The 15,659-nt window shown below is 44.3% G+C and carries 10 protein-coding genes and 1 pseudogene; 4 read left to right on the top strand and 7 right to left on the bottom strand.

What is annotated here, in order from left to right; all coding sequences use genetic code 11:
- Positions 1-259: 259 nt before the first annotated feature.
- Positions 260-472, top strand: a complete 213-nt coding sequence (locus OQJ75_RS06750; RefSeq protein ID WP_004730009.1) for a cold-shock protein — start codon at positions 260-262, stop codon at positions 470-472.
- Between the two features lie 413 nt (positions 473-885).
- Positions 886-1,902: a GGDEF domain-containing protein gene (locus OQJ75_RS06755; RefSeq protein WP_265971675.1), complete on the top strand. Its 1,017-nt coding sequence runs from the start codon at positions 886-888 to the stop codon at positions 1,900-1,902.
- 179 nt (positions 1,903-2,081) lie between these two features.
- On the opposite strand, the gene OQJ75_RS06760 is transcribed toward OQJ75_RS06755, so the two are convergent.
- Positions 2,082-2,681, bottom strand: a complete 600-nt coding sequence (locus OQJ75_RS06760) for a hypothetical protein (RefSeq protein WP_265971674.1) — start codon at positions 2,679-2,681, stop codon at positions 2,082-2,084.
- A 169-nt stretch (positions 2,682-2,850) separates the two neighbouring features.
- On the opposite strand from OQJ75_RS06760, the gene OQJ75_RS06765 reads away from it, so the two are divergent.
- Entirely contained in the window at positions 2,851-4,383 is a 1,533-nt protein-coding gene (locus OQJ75_RS06765; protein WP_265971672.1) for a DUF3612 domain-containing protein, read from the top strand.
- 683 nt (positions 4,384-5,066) lie between these two features.
- On the opposite strand, the gene OQJ75_RS06770 is transcribed toward OQJ75_RS06765, so the two are convergent.
- Both OQJ75_RS06770 and OQJ75_RS06775 read right to left on the bottom strand, forming a co-directional pair.
- Complete coding sequence (locus OQJ75_RS06770) at positions 5,067-6,698, bottom strand: DEAD/DEAH box helicase (RefSeq protein ID WP_265971670.1); 1,632 nt, start codon at positions 6,696-6,698, stop codon at positions 5,067-5,069.
- 164 nt (positions 6,699-6,862) lie between these two features.
- A pseudogene (locus OQJ75_RS06775) lies at positions 6,863-8,217 on the bottom strand (diguanylate cyclase).
- 283 nt (positions 8,218-8,500) lie between these two features.
- On the opposite strand from OQJ75_RS06775, the gene OQJ75_RS06780 reads away from it, so the two are divergent.
- A complete protein-coding gene (locus OQJ75_RS06780; protein WP_265971668.1) occupies positions 8,501-9,646 on the top strand; it encodes a DUF3541 domain-containing protein in 1,146 nt (381 codons plus the stop codon).
- Positions 9,647-9,762: 116 nt separating this feature from the next.
- Here OQJ75_RS06780 and OQJ75_RS06785 read toward each other — a convergent pair whose 3' ends face one another.
- The 4 genes from OQJ75_RS06785 to OQJ75_RS06800 form a co-directional block, all read right to left on the bottom strand.
- Entirely contained in the window at positions 9,763-10,386 is a 624-nt protein-coding gene (locus OQJ75_RS06785) for a class I SAM-dependent methyltransferase (protein ID WP_265971665.1), read from the bottom strand.
- The gene (locus OQJ75_RS06790) at positions 10,386-11,639 is read right to left on the bottom strand and encodes a sensor histidine kinase (RefSeq protein WP_265971663.1); all 1,254 of its coding nucleotides are present in this window, start codon (positions 11,637-11,639) and stop codon (positions 10,386-10,388) included. Before OQJ75_RS06790 ends, OQJ75_RS06785 begins: the two co-directional genes overlap by 1 nt.
- Positions 11,636-12,346 (bottom strand): response regulator transcription factor, encoded by a 711-nt coding sequence (locus OQJ75_RS06795; RefSeq protein ID WP_029221969.1) that lies wholly within the window; start codon positions 12,344-12,346, stop codon positions 11,636-11,638. Before OQJ75_RS06795 ends, OQJ75_RS06790 begins: the two co-directional genes overlap by 4 nt.
- A 124-nt stretch (positions 12,347-12,470) precedes the next feature.
- A complete protein-coding gene (locus OQJ75_RS06800; protein ID WP_265971662.1) occupies positions 12,471-15,659 on the bottom strand; it encodes an efflux RND transporter permease subunit in 3,189 nt (1,062 codons plus the stop codon).

Below are 15,659 nucleotides of genomic sequence, written 5' to 3' on the forward strand. Positions count from 1 at the left end.
AACGAGCACAACATGACAAAAAAACTCGCTGATTTCTCAATCAATGAGTGTACAACCGGAAAGACTGTGTTAACATGCACTCGCTCTGTTAGCCGGAGTTATTTAAGTTAGATAAATAGTAAAAAATGACATGTAAAATCGTTACCCGTTTTTGTAAGTAGTTTTTCCTTATTTCTTAGCAATATTAAATAATTCAATTATCAGCGCATTGCAGTAATGCAATCAACAATTTAGAAAATTTATGAATAAGGGACAAATTATGTCTAACACAAATACTGGCACTGTAAAATGGTTTAACGAAGAGAAAGGTTTCGGTTTCATTTCTCAAGACAACGGCGGTGCTGACGTATTCGTTCACTTCCGTGCAATCGCTTCAGAAGGCTTCAAAACTCTGAAAGAAGGCCAAAAGGTTTCTTTTGAAGTTGAAAACGGTCAAAAAGGCCTACAAGCAGCAAACGTTGTTGCTCAATAATTAGCTTTTAGCTAAAAAGAATTTTAAAGCGCTGATTTTTATCGGCGCTTTTTTATATCTGCTCATAAATTCTTCCTCTCGCGATACAAGCCTCCTCAATCTATCTCTCTGTTAAAACTCGACGATCAACTTACTTCGCTTTTTATATGCACTTGCCCAAGACAACAACACTCATTTCTCACCAATATTTTGATACGAACCCATTCTAAGCTAAAAGTTTGATAACCCTAAATATGGTTAAAGAACAATCCATTAGATGAAACTTATGATTACGCAATCGATATTCATAATAAAAATGAGTTATTTATCCAATCCTCATCCATTAATCATATAATTTTTAAAGCAAAGACCTTCGAAATCCGCTAATCTTGTCCACAAGTGGCTTAGTTGTTTTGGTATCTGCAGTAAAAATAATGAACAAAGACGAATTTCAGAAATCCACCGCAAATCTAAAAAAAGCGGTACCTCTAATGATGAAGAACCGGGTGTCGACTACACCTGCAAATTACGCACTTTGGTATACCTATGTCGATAACGCTATTCCACAGCTGACTCAAGACATGGATGGTATCTTAGAACACTACGGTATTTGCCCTCCTGCCGTTGGTGAGCAACTTTACAACAACTATGTTGCTAGCAAATCTGAAACCAATATCAATGACCTCCGCGCTAATTTGGAACTGTTGGTTTCTGAAGTTTCCAATTCAATGAACGACACCCTGACCGACACCTCCGCTTTTTCTGACATGATCGATAAAAGCTTCGAAGATCTGGCTCGTGTTGATCATGAAAGCTTATCCATTGACGAAGTCATGTCTCTGGTTCGCCAACTGGTTTCTGAATCTCGTCATATTCGTCACTCTACTCAGTTTTTGAACTCACAACTAAACTCTGCAACGTCAGAAATCACTAAGCTCAAAAACCAGTTAGTAGAAGTACAAAAAGATGCGCTCTTCGATAGCACAACCACACTCTATAACCGACGCTCTTTCGACCGTGACATGGAAACTCTGTGCGAAGCACAGCAATCTTTGTGTTTGATTCTTCTCGATATCGACCACTTTAAAAATTTCAACGACACCTATGGTCACCTGTTTGGCGATATGGTTCTTAAGGGTATTGCTCGCAAGCTGAAGTTAAGCTGTCGCGATGGTATTTCCGCTTATCGATTTGGTGGTGAAGAGTTCGCGCTGATTGTGCCAAACAAATCTTTGCGTATTGCTCGTCAACTCGCTGATACCAATCGTCGCTCTCTAGAAAAGCTGTCGATTAAAGATCGCCGTAGTGGTCAACAAGTCGGCAGTATCACTGCATCGTTTGGTGTAGCTGAACTTGAACCCGGAGAATCAGCTCAATCACTGATCGAGCGTGCTGATAAGCTGCTTTACGAAGCGAAATCACTTGGCCGAAATCGAGTCATGCCTCTTTAAGGCTTATCTGTGATGAAATTCAACTAAAGCCAGCGAAGCATTAATAATCATACGTTAAAAAGAACATCAAAAAGTCCCAAGGACTAACTACTAATCTTTGGGACTTTTTTGTTGGCTGCGTATCGGTTTGTTAACTACTGGCTTTAACCCTATAGTCAACTAAACTCTACCTCTTACCACTAAAGCTGGTAGCAGTAATTTAGGCAGTAGTCTTCACCACTCTTGGCTCTGAACTCTTTATCTTCACTGCACGCCTTTGGTTTTCCTTTCTCGTCACCTTTTACTAGGCTGATCCAGTGACGCATTGCTGCGATAGTTTCTTGATGTAAAGTCGTATTCGTTGTTTCTGTTGGAGATTGACCGAAGGTCGTGCACGACTCTAACTGAATGTCATCAATCTCTACTAGCTCAATGCAACCCGTCCCTTTGTGACAACCAAACATCACTTCTAGGTGGCTTCCGCTGCCATCACGGAACAAGATTGAGTCTGGGTCACTCTTTTCACCCATGTAAGCCACAAACTGCTTAGGGTGCTTCAGACCGCTGTGTTGACCATCTTTAAAGTAAGCCATGATATGGCGGTAATCGACTACGTAGCTCGTTACGTCTTGGTGTGAGCCGTGCTCCAGTGGGAACAGACGGTCAAGTAGTTGCTTTGCTTTCACTTGCTTTTCAGTTTGCTGGTTTGCGCTGATTGTCTCCACGGCAAAGACAGCTTCAGCGATAAATGGCTTTGATTGTTTTTGGATTTCTGTTTTATCGAATGTAAGCATATTCATAGTCTTTCCCTCTTGACCAGTCCGGTGAAAGCCACCGATTTGTAACGCAAAAATGTGTCCTAGAGCAATTATTCCAAACTAACGTTTAATTTATTTGTCATTTTGTGAATTGCTTAGTTTGTAGATTAGCGGTTTTTTACATACAATTTCACAACAAAAATTTTACAATGTGAATTTTACAAATATGGCCTTGTCAAAAAGTTTAGTTCGTCAGTCACATTTCCTAGGTACGAAAATACGTAACCTTAGGAAGCGTAACCATTTAACGATGGAAGACCTGTCTGCGCGTTGTATTAGAATCAACCCAGAATACGCGCCTTCCGTTTCTTACCTTTCAATGATTGAGCGTGGAAAGCGGGTGCCAAGCATCGACATGCTGGAAGTGATCGCGCAGGTCTTTCAGAAGAACCCTACATGGTTTCTCGACGACGAATCAGAACAACAAGCCATAGCTCCGGATAAAGGGAATCGCGGCGGGATAAGTGGTATGGCGCTCGAGCCTAGCTTTCTTTTCTCCAACGACATCCTGCAAATTGCGATACCCGAGATGTTGTCACAAACCGGTATCTCTGGTCGCCAGTTTGCACACCTATTGATTCGAGCACACCAAGAGAGTAATCAAAACCACTTCCCTGACCTTGAGCGTGCTGCTGAGGAAGTTGGCCTAAAACGTCTCAACCTCAGCGTAGAGGACCTCATAGACATCGCGAGAACGCTTGGAATCAATATCCGCTGGGTAACACGCACACCGCAAGATGTGGTCGATGAGCTAGGCATCAACGCCAAGCAGTTAGTGACCTCGTTCTTCGAACCTCCGGGTACAATTTTCTTAAACGAGATTCTTAAAGAGTACCCAACTCGTCTGAAATACGACCTCTCGGTTTATATCGGTCATTGCATTCTGCACAGCAAAGAAGGTCTGAAGAGTGTGTTGTCGGTCGGTAACAACAACACATGGGATGACAACCAGGTATCAGGATCTTCACAACTCAACTCTCAAGACATCCTCCAAGCATGGCGAGACTTTGAATCCAGCTTTTTTGCTGGCGCACTTCTGTGTCCGAAAGTTCCGTTTAGACAGCTACTCGACCGCACTGGCTACGAAATCGACGTTCACGAAAGAGCAGGGGTTTCCCCCTCTGTTGCGATGCGTCGAATGACGGTAGTATCGCCCTACCCTCACTGGCACTACTTTGATGCTTATGGACCGGGGAAACTTAAGGCGGTTTACCGCGGGAACGGGATTCCGCTACCTTGGGGAAATATGAGAACGGTCGCTGACCCATGTCAACATTGGGCTGTGTTCCGTCGATTATCAGAACCTAGAGCGGGAAGCTCGGCTCAAATCTCCATTTTGAATGTGGGCGATGAGCCAAGGATCTACTGCTGTGAGTCCATCAATATGACGGATCCTGCGGGTAACAATCGTGTGTTGTGTGCTGGTATAGATCTCAACCCTGCGATTGATGCTCAAGGCGGAAATTCAAGAGACATAGCAGAGCAGCTAAAAGCATCATGTGTTAACAATGGTGGTTCTGTGGTTATCCCGCGTAACATCAAAAAAGATCTCACGACAATAGCCAAGATTCTAAATATAAATTGGATTGAACGTGGGATAGAGACAGAGGCGAGGCTTATCTGCTCCAGAGGCGGAGAATGCCCACGCCAACCAAGCTGTTACTCAAAGTGTGGTGAGTGTTAAAGCAATTGAGGTACGAGCATGATAAGCAATTATTGTGTTCTACTTATTTTGTCTGGTTAGCTTTGATTTGGCCTGATTGGCTTTATAGAGCAACGACCATTAGTAAAAAGCAATAAAACAAATAGAACCTAAAATTCAGGCAAAAAAAAACCAATCACAAAAGGGTGATTGGTCATATATTTTGTGTGAACAATAAAGGTTCACTAACAACGTCAGTTGGCTAGGTGACCCTCGGCTTAAGAAGGGTCACCATTACTAATGCAGTATACGTGCCAACTTTTAAAACACGTATTTACTACGCATCTGGACACGTATTACCCGTATATCCTTGCTTGTTTTGCAAACTGAAATTGCAAATTGCAAAAACCAACAAAAACGCTAGTGATTATGTTGTTATTAATGAATCATTAAAGATTCATTACCCTTCCCCAAAATGCCATATTTCTCTTAGATTCAATCACTTTAAACAGCAATAAACCTCCCCTAGCTTACTCAACATAAACGGTTACTCAACATAAACGGTTACTCAACATAAACTACACCCATAACCCATAAAAAAACGCGAACATTGAAATTCAATATTCGCGCTTATTTGAGTTAGATAGTAGAAAGTCACTAATTAACGAGAGCTCACCTGTGAAGCATTCTCGTTATTCAACCTCTTATGATCTATCTAATAGACCCTACTTCTGAGGAGTTGGCTTAGAGCGGCTTCTCGACGGTGAAGGCTTGTTGCCTGTCGGCTTATTTGACGACTTGCTTGGCCCGTAGCTACCGCCGTAACCAGACTTCTTAGGCTTGCCTGCAGGTTTACCCGCGTTGTTTGGCTTACCAGCACCGTTAGATTTACCCGCACCACTTGGTTTGCTCAACGTGTTCTGAGCACCCGCGTTATTTGCAGCAGGTTTATTGCTCGCACTACCGCGCTTAAAGTTGCTGCCGTTGTTTCTTACTGATTTATCTTCAGCTGTCGCGGCTGAGTTGTTTTCAGCCGGCTTCTTTCCAGACGTTGGCTTACGCTTTGGAGCCGAACCATTGCCAGCTACATGACGCTTGTTCTTACCTGTCGGTTTGTGCCCGCGAGCATTCTCACCAGAACGTTGACCATCAGAATGTTCACGTGTCTTTTTCGGCTTCTTAGGCTTAATCGGACGCGAATCCAAACGAGATTCAGGCAGTTTGTTTACAGGTGCAAAACCTTCAAGTTCACGGCGCTCAAGCACTTGCTGAATAAGACGCTCGATACCAAACAGTTCACCCACTTCGTCAGCACAAACCAATGAAATTGCTTTACCCACTTCACCAGCACGGCCAGTACGACCAATACGGTGAACGTAATCTTCTGATACGTTTGGAAGGTCGAAATTCACTACTTGAGGCAGTTGCGGAATATCGATACCACGAGCAGCGATATCAGTTGCAACAAGTACTCGAACCTTACCTGTTTTAAAGTTCTCTAGGGCTTTAGTACGTGCGCCTTGGCTCTTGTTACCATGAATAGGTGCCGCTGAGATGCCCTGCTCGTCAAGGAAGTGAGAAAGCTTGTTCGCACCGTGTTTCGTTTTGCTGAACACCAACACTTGTCGCCAATCGTTATCTTTGATCAGCTTAGCGAGCATTGGTGCTTTTTTCTTTTTATCTACTGGATAAATGCTTTGTTCAACAGTTGGTGCCGTTGAGTTTGCAGGGCTTACCGAGATTTCAACTGGGTTGTTTACTAAGCCTTTAGCCAAGCCACGAATATCATCAGAGAACGTTGCTGAGAACAGTAGGTTCTGACGTTTCTTAGGCAAGAAAGCCAAGATCTTACGGATGTCGCGAATGAAACCCATGTCTAGCATACGGTCGGCTTCATCTAACACTAGGATCTCTAGTTGGTCAAAACGCACTGCATTTTGGTTGTATAGGTCAAGTAGACGACCAGGTGTTGCCACCAACACGTCACTACCTTTACGCAGTTTTTGCATCTGAGGGTTAATCTTCACACCACCAAACACTACCGTCGAAGTCAGCGGTAAGTTAATACCGTACTTCACTACGCTGCCATTCACTTGCGCCGCAAGCTCACGAGTTGGCGTTAACACTAGTGCACGAACTTGGTTCTGACGTACACGAGGACCTTTCGATAACATTTCAAGAATAGGTAGCGTGAAGCCTGCAGTTTTACCTGTACCTGTTTGAGCAGCGGCCATAACATCTTTGCCCGTTAGGACAGCTGGCACGGCTTTCTCTTGTATTGGTGATGGCTTATCGTAACCTTGTGCTTCAATAGCTTTAAGGATCGGTTCAGAAAGGCCCAGGGAGGTAAAACTCATAGATTATTTTCTCAGTTGAATAACATTTAGTATGAGCAACACCCCATGAAGACGTATTGCTGCAGCTTTTGCTTGTCAATTAGATTGATACGAAGCAAAGCGCGGTATTCTGAGGCTTTTCCCCACATTCAGCAACTAAATTCTAATCGCAGCTCAAATTCAACCTAAATAACTTGTCGCTTCTGTTCGTACATTTTTCATCAGCCGCTTTTAAGAGCGCATCAACATCATTGTAGTTGTTATTGTGAATAACCCAACCAACACTGATTCTGAGATAAATTGAGTGCGCCTCGTATACAACCGGTGCCGAGCATATCGCCTTTCGTAGTTTAGTCACGATCGACGATACGTGTTGATCATCGATAATGCGTGGCAATAAGACTAAGAACTCATCACCGCCAATCCTTGCGACGATATCTGAAACACGCAGCTCACTTCTAATGCGGTTAGCACACTCGATCAGTACCTGATCACCAGCTGCATGACCATAAGTGTCGTTGATTGCTTTAAACCCATCGAGGTCGATATTTGCAACCGCAAAGGTTCTTGATCTCTGCTTTTGAGTGACCTTGAATGCCTGCTTAAGGCTATAAATGAAGTATCGACGATTCGGTAGCATCGTTAGCTCATCATGCATAGAGCGGCTATCTGCAATTCGGTACAGGCGATAAATAGTAAAGAAGGCAAACGCCAGCACCAACATTATGGAGTAGCCCACCAGTCTTACCGCTTGGATTCGATACCAAGGCTCATCCATCAATACATGTTCGTTACCTGCGAGTGCAAGATACCAACCACCGTGTGGGAAACTCACCTGTTCAGTGGCAAACGCTTTATCGAACACATCCTGAGCGCCATAAAAGACAGCACCATCTTTACCTGAACTGTTTGCACCGCGAATAGCGAGCTCATATTTATTCTCAATCTTGCCTATTCCGACATCTTGAAACAGCTCATCTAAACCGATAACGGCACTGGATACACCCCAGTAATCTTTATTAAAAGGCGGATCTCGAAAGATCGGAGTTCGCGTAATGAGGGCTTGCCCACCTTGAAACAGCTCAAAGGGACCAGCGATAAAGGTGTTACCAAGAGCACGGGCTATCTCAACAGACTCCCATTGGTTTGGGTGATCACGATAATTAATACCGAGAATCTGCTTATTACCTTCCAGAGGGTAAACAAAATTCAGAATGTCATCTTTGGCAAGTCCGATAAGTCGAATATGGAAGCCATCTTGAATGATATTCTCAGCAATCTTATCCCAATTTTTCACCTCACCATCGGGATTCATGGTCACTAAAGTCGAGAAGTTATTGAGGATATACATATCTGACACGATCGCGGCTTCAATCCGAGAACGAATAATGGATAGTTGCTTTTTTGCCTCTGAATACGATTCGTTTTTAAGAAAAGTTAATTGCTTAGCATGAAAGAACTCAATTGCGCTTACTATCGCAAGGAAAAAAAGAAAAGATACTACTCTGGCAGACCACTGCTTGCTAGAACCACTTGGCATTTACGAACCTCTAACACTATTGTTCTATATACTGCCTTATAACGGCTCATTTCTGGCTTATTGCTCCAGTATGCCGCTAAGTCATTAAAAATCCATACTAACGGCGACTATCTATCAAATATTGAGTGATCCATCACTTCAAACTTCTTTACTAAACGAATGGTTTAATCAAAAAGGGTTAGTGAACCTTATAAAGCTTACATTGTATTGACTCAACGCTTACATTAAATGATTCATCAATGTTATTTTACATAGACTAATAATCAGCTTGGTACCTCACGACATGAAGTTAAAAACTATCACACTGTGTACATTGCTATCAGCTTCCGTTGCCGTCCACGCACAAGAAAACGTTCAAGCGACAACCGCGGTGAACGTTCAATTCCAAGCAGATTCGCTCAATTCTCAAGAACAATCTTTCAAGCAATCTGCTGATCTCATTCGCACCACCTACGAAAGCCAGCTTTACACTCTTCCTGCATTCAAAGAAGGTCACTACGGGCTGCGCATGTATCGCCAAACATTAGACGATAAATATTCGGCTGCGGTGTGGAGTGACATGGCTCGAGTGGCAAGCAAGCTCAGTACCCTGTCGAATGACGTTCAAACCATGGAACAAATCGTACTCTACTCAGAGAAGCGAGTTGCATCTTATATTGGTGATAACGATGAGCGCAGTGTTCGACGCTACAACATCACCAAGCACATGCCTGAATACCTTTATCTTGGTGTTGACCTTCTAGGCTCTATGGCTCGTGCTAATGAATACGGTTTAGAGCACAAGAACGATGCCAAGCTGCGCGAAATCATTCGTCGCTATGACTTCTCACGATACGTGACCAATGAAGACATGGTGAAAGCGTGGGCTGCTCAATTAGCTAATCAGGTTTACTGGTTGCGCCAGCTGGGTGAGCAGGATGTGGTTGATGAGTTTGTCGATACCTTCAAAAAAGCGTACCCAGACGATGATGATAAGAAGCTTTCAAGCCAGCAATACGGTAATAAAATCTATGGTATGACACACGTCATCTTTGGCGATTCAGAATACTATCAGCATCAAGTCAGCGAACAAGATCATCAATGGATCTACGATTACTTCAGAGAAAACATCGATACGATTCTGCTACGTGCGAAAGAAGATGTGATTGCTGAGGTTGGATTAACCTTCTTATTGGCAGGTTTAGAAGATGATCCAGTTGTAGAGAAAACTCGATTCGCGATACAAGATTCAATCGATGAAACACAAGGCATGATCCCTTCAATTACTGGCGATTTTGATCTTGAGTACGGTGAACACCGCAACGTGTTAGCAATCATGCTACTCGATTGGCAGCAAGTGAATGAAGCGCCAACTTATGAAGGGAACCCTAAAGTGTTTACTAACATCCCTTACGGGCTCGTTAAAAACCAACCGCGAAATACACAATAACTTTAGAGTAAATAGCGCGCTTTGAATAAGCAGCAATACCTAGATTGATTTTGGAACCCAAAAACCGCATTCTTTCGAGGCTTGCGGCTTTTTTAATTCTTTCCATACCATTATCACTAAATTCTGGCTCTGGATACGACTTTGTTCATCACTATAGTAAAATCCCCTTCTGCGTAACCTTCTATTAAAGAAACATCCTCACAAAGCGTTTTACAGAAACGATGTACGCCCTGAGGGTGATAACTCATCAAGGTATTACGTGAAGGATATTGGCTGGAGTTGAGAAGATTAAAAATCACCGTCTGATTCGCCAATTCATACATGCGAGTAATCATGTTTGTCAGATAATCAGAATCACGAGAGATATAGTTCAGTGAGCCACTTGCGATAACCACGTCGTGCGCTTCGAGGCTCATCTTACTCATGTCACCCGATAAAAACTGGCAACGAGCTTCAGTGTAATTTTGCTTGGCCTTTTTTAGGAAGTCCGCGTGTTGATCAACGCCCGTATAAGATTGAATTCGATAGATGCTGTCGAGCAGTTCAAACAACTCCCCGTAACCACACCCTAAATCCAAAACACTTTTTTTCTCAAAGTCGGCCGAGCGAGCAATCACTTCAAAGCGACATAATTGACTCTCTTCGTTAGTCCAACCTAAAGACTTCGCTTTATCGCCGTTCGAGCGGTTTGTCTGCTTTCGGTGATACCAATACACCTTAAAACGATCACGCCAGTGCATTACGAGAAATCCACCCACACTTCACGGCCACCAGCCAACTCTTGGTTATGGTATTGCCATTGATATTGCGCGAGCAGCTTCTCGGTGAGCTCTAGCCCTAAACCAAAGCCGAGATTATTGTCTTCTACCGTGCCGTCGGTATTGTGATTGACGATGGTAACTTTTGAACCGACTTGAACGATATCGACAGTGCCGCTTCCTGTGTGTTGGAAGGCATTACGAATCAGGTTGGTTAATACGATTCGGGTGAGTCCCATTGGCAACTGCCACTGTGTGTCATCGCTTTCAAGATTCACGGTCACAGACTTTCCATTCAATAGATAGGTTAAGTCGTGGTTTATCTGTTGCAGCATGTCGCCAAGATGTATGTTTTCCAGAGGCAGGTCTTTGTCTTCTTGCCGAGTGAGCCACAACAAGGTTTCTGTTAGGTCTGTCATAGTGAATCCCGCACGCTTGATTCGGTCTATCACTTCAAGCTGCTTTTCAGGGCTCTTGCCTTTTTGAATCAACTTCTCTAGCAGTTCACTATTGGTTCTTGTCACAGCGATAGGTGTGCGTAACTCATGGCTCGCGTAACCCAAGAACTTCTGTTCTCGTTCTAAGCTGCTTTGAACCGAACTTAAGCTATCACGAATGATGTTAGCCAAAGTGTTCAGCTCACTGAAATGAAAATCGGGAGTGGGTTCATTCAGGTTATCTTTATCTAACGACTTAGCCCAATTTTTGAGTCGTTCAACAGGCGATGCGACCTTACGTAATACCAAAATTAGAATGACAACAAACAGCGCAATCGCGCCTAATGCAGTCAAAAAGATCGTCACAAAATGCGGAAGCCCTTCTTCATTTTTGAAGGGATCGTGTTTTTGACTAAACACCGCTGAAACATAACGAACCTCATCCCCTTTCATCACCTTCATGGCGAAGTACCCTTCCTCTGGCGGTGAGAATATGGATTTACCGATTATCATTTTTGTGATGAGGTCGAATTGGAGTTCATTCTGCTTAAGGTTGCTCTGGATGCTTTGTGGCAAGTCACTCCATTGCGTCGCTACAGTAAATTCTTGGTTGTTCATCGGTTTGCCCGGTTTCACAGCATCTTGCTGAGCTTGAGCAATCATAGAACCACGCATCGCGATATCCATACCCGAGACAAAATAGTTTACGCTCAACGCAGACAGAACCAGAATCGTCGTGACACCTGTAACCAGAATCGCCAATAAAACGTAGATCCTTAAACTTGGTCTGATCTTCATTCTTGTCGTAACTCCTTAATCGCAAAGCCTTTGCCCGCAATGGTATGCAGCAGCTTATTGTCTTGTTCAGCATCGACTTGTTTACGCAGGTTGAAGATATGCACTTTTAAGCTATTGCTGTCGGGTTGATCGTCACCCCACACGCCCTGCATGATCGTCTCTCGTGAAACAGGGTTAGGGCTAGAACGCATCAACACTTCTAAGATTTTGAGTGCGGTTGGCGAAAGCTTGAGAGGTGAATTCGCGCGATAAGCTTGATGTTGTTTAAGGTCAATCTCCAAATCACTCACCGATAAGCGGCTAACCTGACCACTGCGTCGCTTTGCCAATACTTGCGCTCGGACAATCAGCTCTTCCATCGCAAATGGTTTGATCAAGTAATCATCCGCACCCTTTGAAAAACCCGTCAACTTGTCATCGAGCGTGTCACGCGCCGTCAACATCAATACCGGTGTATCAATGCCCTGTGCTCGCAAGTTCTCACACACCTGCAAGCCATTCATTTTGGGCAAGTTAAGATCGAGTATCACCGCATCATAGCGGTTGGTTTCGATAAGGTTGAGACCAGCTAGACCATTCGCTGCGTGATCACACTGAATGTCTTCTAAATCGAGGTAATCGATGACAGCCGTCGCCAAATCGAGGTCGTCTTCAACCAAAAGCAGTTGAAGCTTATCTGTGAGTTTATTAGTGACGGATTCTGCCATCATGACGACCTCTATTGTTAGTTGTATTGTGGCTGGTAAGGTGCGCTTCTGTAATGAATCTAGACCGAAGTTACTGAGCCTCACTCGGCAATCATCAGCCTAGATATCATTAGCTTAGCCATTATTAAGCCGTTTGTTCAACGCCTTTGACTCGATTTGTGACTTTAAGAATCAGCGACTTAATCTCACACTGAATCATTAACAATGCTGGTGTCAGAATCAGTGTAATAAACGTCGCAAACAAAATACCGTAGCCTAATGCCGCTGCCGCAGGAATTAGGAATTGAGCCTGCAAAGACGTTTCACTTAACAGTGGCGTCAAACCTGCGAACGTTGTGACCGATGTAAGTAATACAGCTCTCAGTCGACCAGAACACGCTTCAACAATTGCATCGTGAACCGACTTACCTTTCTCCTTTATTAACTCGTTAAAACGAGAAACCAACAACAAGCTGTCATTCACCACCACGCCGCTCAACGCTAGAATACCGTTTAACGATAGGATACTGATTGTTAAGTCATTCCACCAGTGTCCTAGGATTGCGCCAACAATACCAAATGGAATCGCCGTCATGATGATCACTGGCTGAATGTAGGACTTCAGCGGGATAGCAAGCAGCGTGTAAATAGCAATCATAGCGAGCACAAACATACTCATCATCGAGCTAGCCGTCTCTTCTTGCTCTTCCGTTTCGCCTGCAAAATCGACCGTTAATCCCGGGTACTGCGCTTCTAGAACTGGTACTAATGTATCTTGTAGCTGACGAACAAGCTCTGCAGGTGCAACCACGTCTTTATCTAATACTGCACTGATGTATACAGCACGTTGGCTATCAATGCGTGTGATCTCTGATACTTGGTAATCTGAATGTACTTCAGCAACCGTACTCAAAGGCACCACGGTACCGTCGTTGGTTCTCACGCTTGATTGCTTAATATCAGCAATGGTTTGACGATCGGACTCTGGGTATCGAACTCGAACTTTCACCTCATCTTTACCGCGTTGGAACTGCTGAACAATGTCGCCACCAAACGCTTGTAACACTTGTTGTGAAAGGCTTGCCGTATCAAACCCTAATGCTCGGCCTTGCTGTGTTAATTCAAAGCGATACTGAGGTTCACCAAGGTCCAAGTTGTGGTCAATGCCACTCACACCATCAATGGTTTGCAGTTTAGCTAAGAACTCATTGCCCGCAGCCGTTACTGATTCTTCATTCCACGCTTTCAGTTCAACTTTGAAGTTGTCGACCATCTCCATTTTAGACAAGACTTTAAGCTTCTTAACGCCCTCCATTTGGCCAACGCTTTCTTCCCACAGATCTGCAAATTCATTGGATGTGTAAACACTGTTGCTGTCGAGCTCAATTCTTACCTGCCCCGAATCATCGGCATCAGCGATAACTTGAAGGCTAAGCAGTTCAGATGGTTCACCTTGAGCACCGTAGTGCGCTCTCAGAGTTTCATCCGTTTTTGCTGCCGCGGCTTCAAGCACCAACAAGTTTTGTTGTGTTTGACCAAAGCTCGCATCGTTTTGCATCGACATATCAGCAGTCACTGTGTCGCCCGGCATATCAGGGAAGAAAGCCACACGAACCGCGCCTGTCATTGGTAATCCAGCTACTAAGATTAGTAGCGACAAGAAAACCATCACCACGGCATAACGCAGTTTCAGCGCCCATTCGATCACAGGGCAGTAGATGCGCTTATTGAACCAACCTAATCCTGTATCGGCAGCATGTTGAACACGAGCCCACAGCCCCTTCTTGTCACTACGCTTGGTATTAATGTGTGCGAGGTGCGATGGCAGAATGAACTTAGACTCAACCAAAGACAGCAACAAACAGATAGTCACGACCGTACCGAATTGAGCGTAAATTTGCCCCATTTTGCCTTCAACATTAGCGAGTGCTAAGAAGGCAACAACCGTCGTTAACACACCAAATATGGTCGGTGATGCCACTTTCATGGTGCCTCGAACCGTACTGCCTATCGAGTCCCCTTCTTCCTTACGCGTGGAGTAAATGCTTTCCCCGACGACCACCGCATCATCGACGACTATTCCAAGCGCCATGATGAAACCGAAGGTGGTCATTTCATTGATGGTTAACCCCATAAAGGTGTCGGTCATGAAGAACATGGTGCCAAAGAATACGAACGGTAAGCCCGCTGCTACCCAGAAAGCGACACGCACGTTTAGGAATACCGCTAACACGATGAATACCAGAGCAATACCCGTTAACGCATTCTTCACCAATAGGCTCAAGCGATCTTTGATCATGGTACTTTTGTCGTACCAAGTTTCGATTTCGACATCGCTAGGCAGCATGTTGCTGTTTTCCCAGCGATCTACCACTTGTTGAGCCTGTTCAACGATGCTGACGACGTCTCCGTATTCATCCATCACGATTTGAATCGCCATCGCATTCTGTTGGTTATAACGAGAAAGCATGAAGGTGTCGTCGGCAAACATGTCTTCAACGTTAGCAATATCACCCAATGTAATTTGAGTGCCATCAGTAGTCGTCATCACCGGAATTGCGTTGAAATCTTGCAGTTCGTACGCCTGTTCAGATACCTTCAAACGAACCGTTTTTTCACCATTGCGAAGGCTGGTCGAAATAGCAGCAGAAGATTCCGCATTGATCGCTTCAGAAACGTCAGTCAGAGTTAAGCCGTAAGCTTGCAGCTTATTTTCATCAACCTCGACCGAGATCATAGGATCAGCTTTGGCCTTAATCTCTAAGTCACGAATCGCCGATTGGCTCAACAAGTCCGACTTAAGTTGGTCCGCTAAACTCTGCAACGTTGCTCTGTCTGCATCCCCATAAAGCTGTACCCATAAGGCGTGGTCTTGCATGCGAGCCTTATCAATTACTGGATTATCAGCGCCTGCAGGCAGGTTATTGATAGCATCTACCTTGGTTTTCACGTCGGTTAACAGGGTATCAAGATCATAGGTACTCGTTTTCTCAATCGAAACATGGCTACCGTTCGCGTCAGAAGTCGACGTAATACGCTTAATACCCGGCACGGTTTCTAGCGCATCTTCGATCTTAATCGCGAGGCCTTCTTCAGCCTGAACAGGGTCACCACTGTCATAAGTGACTGAAACAGTGACAACATCAGGTTCAAGGCTTGGGAAAGCCTCTTTACGTAACGTGTTGAGCGATAATACGCCAATAATGATCACGCCAACGAGCAATAAGTTCGCTGCCACAGAGTTGTTAACAAACCACGCGATTACGCCAGTATGCGGTTTATCCGACGTCCGGTTACTGTGCACTTGGTTATTAGGTTTCAACTCATGAGACAT

Source organism: Vibrio sp. 14G-20, from assembly GCF_026241515.1.
Lineage (GTDB): Bacteria > Pseudomonadota > Gammaproteobacteria > Enterobacterales > Vibrionaceae > Vibrio.

Coding starts and splice junctions, on each gene's coding strand:
- OQJ75_RS06750 (WP_004730009.1), top strand. CDS start 260: ATGTCTAACACAAATACTGGCACTGTAAAATGGTTTAACGAAGAGAAA.
- OQJ75_RS06755 (WP_265971675.1), top strand. CDS start 886: ATGAACAAAGACGAATTTCAGAAATCCACCGCAAATCTAAAAAAAGCG.
- OQJ75_RS06760 (WP_265971674.1), bottom strand. CDS start 2,681: ATGAATATGCTTACATTCGATAAAACAGAAATCCAAAAACAATCAAAG.
- OQJ75_RS06770 (WP_265971670.1), bottom strand. CDS start 6,698: ATGAGTTTTACCTCCCTGGGCCTTTCTGAACCGATCCTTAAAGCTATT.
- OQJ75_RS06780 (WP_265971668.1), top strand. CDS start 8,501: ATGAAGTTAAAAACTATCACACTGTGTACATTGCTATCAGCTTCCGTT.
- OQJ75_RS06785 (WP_265971665.1), bottom strand. CDS start 10,386: ATGCACTGGCGTGATCGTTTTAAGGTGTATTGGTATCACCGAAAGCAG.
- OQJ75_RS06790 (WP_265971663.1), bottom strand. CDS start 11,639: ATGAAGATCAGACCAAGTTTAAGGATCTACGTTTTATTGGCGATTCTG.
- OQJ75_RS06795 (WP_029221969.1), bottom strand. CDS start 12,346: ATGGCAGAATCCGTCACTAATAAACTCACAGATAAGCTTCAACTGCTT.
- OQJ75_RS06800 (WP_265971662.1), bottom strand. CDS start 15,659: ATGTCTCATGAGTTGAAACCTAATAACCAAGTGCACAGTAACCGGACG.